The 5,816-nt window shown below is 26.2% G+C and carries 5 protein-coding genes and 1 pseudogene; 2 read left to right on the forward strand and 4 right to left on the reverse strand.

Annotation, left to right across the window (positions count from 1 at the left end; all coding sequences use genetic code 11):
• Both KQ44_RS02895 and trxA read right to left on the reverse strand, forming a co-directional pair.
• Window positions 1-511, reverse strand: a pseudogene (locus KQ44_RS02895) (hypothetical protein); the annotation flags it as partial.
• A gap of 110 nt (window positions 512-621) precedes the next feature.
• A complete protein-coding gene (gene trxA, locus KQ44_RS02900) occupies window positions 622-939 on the reverse strand; it encodes a thioredoxin (protein WP_096736165.1) in 318 nt (105 codons plus the stop codon).
• Window positions 940-1,143: 204 nt separating this feature from the next.
• Between trxA and KQ44_RS02905 the strand changes: the two genes are divergently transcribed.
• The gene (locus tag KQ44_RS02905) at window positions 1,144-1,536 is read left to right on the forward strand and encodes a MarR family transcriptional regulator (RefSeq protein WP_096736166.1); all 393 of its coding nucleotides are present in this window, start codon (window positions 1,144-1,146) and stop codon (window positions 1,534-1,536) included.
• A complete protein-coding gene (locus KQ44_RS02910) occupies window positions 1,537-2,199 on the forward strand; it encodes a DUF6198 family protein (RefSeq protein WP_096736167.1) in 663 nt (220 codons plus the stop codon).
• A 264-nt stretch (window positions 2,200-2,463) separates the two neighbouring features.
• Here KQ44_RS02910 and KQ44_RS02915 read toward each other — a convergent pair whose 3' ends face one another.
• Together KQ44_RS02915 and KQ44_RS02920 are read right to left on the reverse strand one after the other, a co-directional pair.
• A complete protein-coding gene (locus KQ44_RS02915) occupies window positions 2,464-2,889 on the reverse strand; it encodes a PepSY-like domain-containing protein (RefSeq protein WP_096736168.1) in 426 nt (141 codons plus the stop codon).
• Between the two features lie 286 nt (window positions 2,890-3,175).
• Entirely contained in the window at window positions 3,176-5,746 is a 2,571-nt protein-coding gene (locus tag KQ44_RS02920; RefSeq protein WP_096736169.1) for a hypothetical protein, read from the reverse strand.
• Window positions 5,747-5,816: the final 70 nt, after the last annotated feature.

The raw sequence follows: 5,816 nt of genomic DNA on the forward strand, positions 1-5,816 counted from the left end.
CTTCAAGCGTTTCATCATTATTAACATTTTCTATTCTTTTACTTAATATTTTATTATCCAATTCATCTAAAATATCTTCAGTGATTTCATCATTTTCAGTATTTTTAACTTTATTTTTTAAGTAAGTGTCAGGATCAAACATAATATTTGAATTATAATAAAATGTCCCAAAATTTTCTATATATACATGCTCATTTCTTGATATTTCTTTTATATTTTTGAATATGCTTTTAAATATTGATTTTTCTAAAAAAATATCTTTTATATCTTTACTTTTTACATCTATGGATTCCAAAGATTCATCAAAACTTTCATCTTCATTTGAGAATAATATATTTTTATCTTCATTAGCACTAATTATACCAAGTTTATCCATATAAAATCTATTTCCATTTATAATGGATAGTGATATTTTATCAAAAAGTTCTTTAATAATTAGGTTTATTTCATTTTGTTCTGTATTAAATTCATTTGATATATTTTCTATTAGAGTATAATTTGTTTTAAACATGTCTTACCTGCAAAATTATATATTATTGTAAGAATTATATATCAATTTAGAATAAAAAAAAGCCTAATTTATAACAAAATTAGGCTAAAAATAATAGTATGTTTTTTATTTTATAGATAATCTTTCAACCATTCTTTTAATTGAGATTCATTTTTCATACCTTCAGCTCTTTTAACGACTTCACCGCCTTTAAATACTATTAAAGTAGGTATTGACTGAACGCCATATTTTGCCGCAATATCTTCTGCCTCATCAACATTAACAGCTCCAAAATTCATTTTATCTGAATACTGATCTGCTATTTTATGTAATACTGGTGTTTGCATTTTACAAGGTCCGCACCATTCAGCAAAAAAGTCAACTAATATTGCTTTGTCTCCATTAATAGAAGCAGCAAAGTTATCTGATTTTAATTCTTGTACTGACATGTTTATTTTTCCTCACTTATTTTATTGTTTTATTAGTATACTCTAACTTTACTAAAAGTCAATACCTTTTTTTATTTTTTTAATATACCTATATGGTGTATATTATGCTTGACTTATTTTTATTTTTATGTATAATAAGTTATCTTATTATAAGAATACTTATTATAAGGATACTTACTATTGGAGAATCTGCATTATTTACTTATGAAAGCCAATTCTATGTTTGCTCGTAAAGTAATGTATGAGGCAAATAAGATAGGGCTTACATCGGGACAGCCTAAAGTATTATATTTTTTGTCTAAATTTAAAGAGGCTGACCAAAAAACAATAGCTAATTATTTGGAAATAGAACCTGCTACTGTAGGCAGTATACTTCTTGGTATGGAGAAATCTGGTTTAATAGAGAGAAAACAGCGTGAAGGAAACAGGCGTTCTCTTTATGTTTCTTTGACAGAAAAAGGTATAGAAGTTTCAAATAATATGGAGAAAATATTTGAAGATACAGAGAATATTGCTACTGATAGATTGTCAGAAAAAGATAAAGAAAAATTAAAAAAATTATTGATCGAGATGTGTAATTCATTAAGAGGAGTTTAAATGTTTAAAAAAATTTTAGAAAAACATCTTATAGAGAGAACTATAATACTTTTAATAGGACTTTATATTATGTCTTTGGGTATAGCTTTTTCTATTAAAGCATCACTTGGTACTTCTCCTATTTCTAGTGTACCATATGTTACAAGCTGTATATCGGGGCTTTCTGTAGGAGAAACTACAATTATTATTAATCTTGTATTTATATTAATGCAGATACTGCTTCTTAGAAAAAAATATAATCCGTTTCAGCTTTTTCAAATACCCGCACTTGTTTTGTTTGGTATAATGATAGATATAAGCGGCTCTTTAATAAAAGATATAACATACAGTAATTATTTTCAGCAATGGGTATTGTGTTTTATTGGTATAATTTTAGTTGGTGTTGGAGTAAGTATAGAAATTATGGCAAAACTTGTAACTACTCCAGGTGAAGGTGTTGTACTTGCCATATGCAAAGTTTTTCCTTTAAAATTTGGAAATACAAAAATTATGTTTGATGTTGTATTAGTATTAATTTCTTTAATTACAGTTTTGATATTTTTAGGTCATTTAGAAGGGGTTAGGGAAGGTACTATAATAGCTGCTATGCTTGTAGGTTTTATAGCAAAACATCTAAGTAAGCCTCTAAAACTTTTAGAGAACAAATATTTACTTAATGAATAATAATATTTATTTAGTATAGATGAATAGCCTTGTTTCTATTGTAAGCGAGGCTTTTTATTGTAATATATTTTTCTACTGAATTTTAGTTATTGTTTATAGTAGATTTATTTAATAACTATCGATATATAAAATAAAAAAACTATTAACTATTTATTAAAATAGTTTAGCATCAATTTTAATTTTGGATAATTATATTTTGTATAAAATTACAGGGTATTAGTTTTAATACTAATACCCTGCATTGTATATGGGATGGAAAGTAAATCAATCGTCAAATTTTTGTCCTATAAGCTGACCGTCTGAAGATATATAAAGCTCCATCATATTATTAAGCTTTATTTCATAAGTTCCCCATTTCTTTTCAGCACTAATAATTACAGTATTTGGATATGTATTTCGTATGGTATTTGCCACATTTGCTGGAAAAACATTGTATGGTATTCCTACATATTCCGCTTCTATCTCTATCCAATCACCATTATATGAAAAGTCTATTTTTATTCCATTTGATAATTCTGTTTCATACTTACCATCGTCATTTTCTACATACCAAATCTGAGCATCAGGAAATGCATTGCGTATAAAATTTTTAGCTTTTTCAGGTAATGCTTCTGGTGAAATTACCCAATCAGCGAATAAACTACTAGAGGAGATTATTATAACTGTTAATATGATTTTTAGTATTTTCATAAATAACCTCCTCTTTTTATTTATAATTATATTATAACATATTTATAAATTTTGTCAATATTTTTTACAAATAATTTACTTCTTATTTACAAGCATTTTTGTTTTTTAATAATTTATTACATGATTATCGTATATATTTGTAATAAATTAAAAAATACCCCTAATATAAAATTATTAGAGGTATTTTTTATTATTGCTAATAAAAATTGTTAGCTAAAAATATATAGAAAATGAATTTGCTATATGCTCACAATTTTTATATTTTGCTTTCTAATATTTAAAATTATTATTCTTGATTATTATATCTTTTTATATATAAAACTGTACTTATAATAGATATTATTATAAATATTATCCAGCATATTACTGTGCTGTAAGCATATTTCATTGAAGGAGTGAATTCAAATACTATGTTGTTATCTCCAGCTCCTACATAAACTCCTCTGAATAATAAATTAGCATTTAGTAACTCTTTTTTCTCTCCATTAACCGTAACAGACCAATCATTATTATAACGCTCTTTTGATACAAGTATTCCAGCATCAGGAGTTTTTACATTAAATACTATTTTATTGTCAGTTTCTTCAAGTATTTCTGCACTATGAATAGATTTAGGATTGTTTAATGATATATTGTTATCTGAGTTATTTAAAAGAACAACTTCATTTGCCAAATTAAAATTAGGCATAGTTAATCTTCCCAAACCGTCGTTAAAATCTTTTGCATTGTAGGCGTTATTAACAAACTCATATTTATTTCTGTACCCTTTAAGTTCATACAATACAGCAGCAGAAAATTGATCCTGATACTCAGTTATTTTTGTCAGATCATTTGAAAGCACAGACTGATCCAAATATGTAGGGCTTAAAATATATCTAACTCCAAGCAAATCCATAAGTCTAGGCTGATATCCTACATAATCATTTATTCTAAAAGACATAAAAGTATCTGTTATATCTTTTGAAAGTCTGCTTGCTGCAGGAGGTTCTGTTAATGGTATATTGTAGTAAGGCATTGTATGAGTGGTGTATCTGTATAAATATGGTATTAATATAGGCATTGTAGTTTTGTTGCCGCCTTCTCTTAATATATGATCAACTATTGGAGTAGATTTATACATTTGATTATAATTTGATTTTACTATAAACATATTACCGCTTTGAGTCAAATCCAAAAATAAAACAGCTATAAACATATAAGGCATATATTTATAAAATAGATCTTCTTTATTAGCAATAATAACATATAAAAATACTATAATACTTCCTATTATAAGAAAACCTATATGTCCTAGATCATATACAGAAAATAGTATAAAACATATTAAAGGAACTATTACAGCAAATTTATCTTTTATAGTTATTTCTTTTAATGATATAGAAGCATTAACGAGTAAAAGTGCAGTTATGGATATAAGTGCCAATCTTATAAAAGACATAAATATATTTTTTGATATTAATGCAGCATTAGCCTCTTTCCAATCAGCAACAAAACTATTGTATATTATTCCGTTAGTAAGTATAGTTATTAATGCTAGTACTATAGAAAGAATTGCTATTATATACATTATCTTTTGGGCTATATTTATATATTTGTAGTCATCTTCCAAATATTTAATCAGTCTGTCTTCTTTTTTAGCCTCTATCGCTTTGAATATATAGTCGGCTGCAAATGATGCTATTATGGCAAATGGTATTGGTATAATTTCTATAAATTTATTTGGGTTTCTAGCATCTTGGAATATTGGTATTTGAAATAATGCTCCGTATATGATAGGAAAATATCTTCCGAAACTTGCTATTAAGAAAAATAATGCAGCGGCAATCCAGAAATATTTTTCTTTGTATTTTTTCTTACTTATAAAAACTGCAAATATTATAAATAGGAAAGTAATATATCCGATATTAGCAGCTGTAAGTGAGAAGTTAGAAGTTTTAGGCTCACCTTCCATATTAGCTATTCTTCCCCAATAAGGGTGAGTTTCGCTTCCAGAATAGTATCCAAAGAATCCGGGCATAAAAAATCCTAATACTTCTTCAGGCGGATATGACCATCTTGTAGCCCACTGCCACAATTGTTTTTTATCAGTAACTCCTGCAGCCCCCATATCCTGAGTATTTCTTGTAATCATTATTATTTGTATAGACATTAAAAAAGAAAATACTGCTACTAAAGCAAACTTTATACATAAAAGAATTATTTTTTTTAAATCTTCTTTTAAAAAAACTATTAATTTTTTATCATTCTTTTTGTTATAAAGTAGATACAAAAAATAGCATGATAAAAATAAAGCAAAATACATAGCAACGTCCAAAGCACCACCCAAAAATGCAATGCCTAAAAATGCCCCTGTAAAAAAGAAATGAATCCACTTTTCAGTATTCATAGCTTTTGATAAAAAATATAATACAAAAGGAAAATAACAGTAGGTTTCAAATTTACCTAAATGACCTGGGAGTATTAAAGTTATAATAGCATTAGAAAACATCAAAGCAACAGCACCGAATATTGCAGCTTTAATAGATAAATTTTTTTCTCTTAAAAATAAAAATAGTCCGTATCCCATTACAGTTATATGAAATATTATTGTAACTTGCGGATATATTTCAATTGGAAGTAGTGCTATAAGTAAAGATTTAGGGTGTATTGGTACTGTTGAAGAAGAGGCTATTGTAAAATATGCATTATTCCAAAAATACAAATTGCCGCTTAATATAGCATCTTTAATATTTTTTATATCCCAAAGAATAACATCTCCCATTTGAAGATATGAAAAAGTTAAATTGCTGTAAAAAAATAGTATGGATAGTAATAAGAATACAATGGGGTATATAATTTCTTTTTTTAATGATTTCATTATTTATATATTCCTTATTTTGATGATGATTTTATTGAAAGCATTTTATAAATAATATATAAAAGATGAT

This window comes from Brachyspira sp. G79 (genome assembly GCF_002379365.1).
GTDB lineage: Bacteria > Spirochaetota > Brachyspiria > Brachyspirales > Brachyspiraceae > Brachyspira.

Coding starts and splice junctions, on each gene's coding strand:
- trxA (WP_096736165.1), bottom strand. CDS start 939: ATGTCAGTACAAGAATTAAAATCAGATAACTTTGCTGCTTCTATTAAT.
- KQ44_RS02905 (WP_096736166.1), top strand. CDS start 1,144: ATGAAAGCCAATTCTATGTTTGCTCGTAAAGTAATGTATGAGGCAAAT.
- KQ44_RS02910 (WP_096736167.1), top strand. CDS start 1,537: ATGTTTAAAAAAATTTTAGAAAAACATCTTATAGAGAGAACTATAATA.
- KQ44_RS02915 (WP_096736168.1), bottom strand. CDS start 2,889: ATGAAAATACTAAAAATCATATTAACAGTTATAATAATCTCCTCTAGT.
- KQ44_RS02920 (WP_096736169.1), bottom strand. CDS start 5,746: ATGAAATCATTAAAAAAAGAAATTATATACCCCATTGTATTCTTATTA.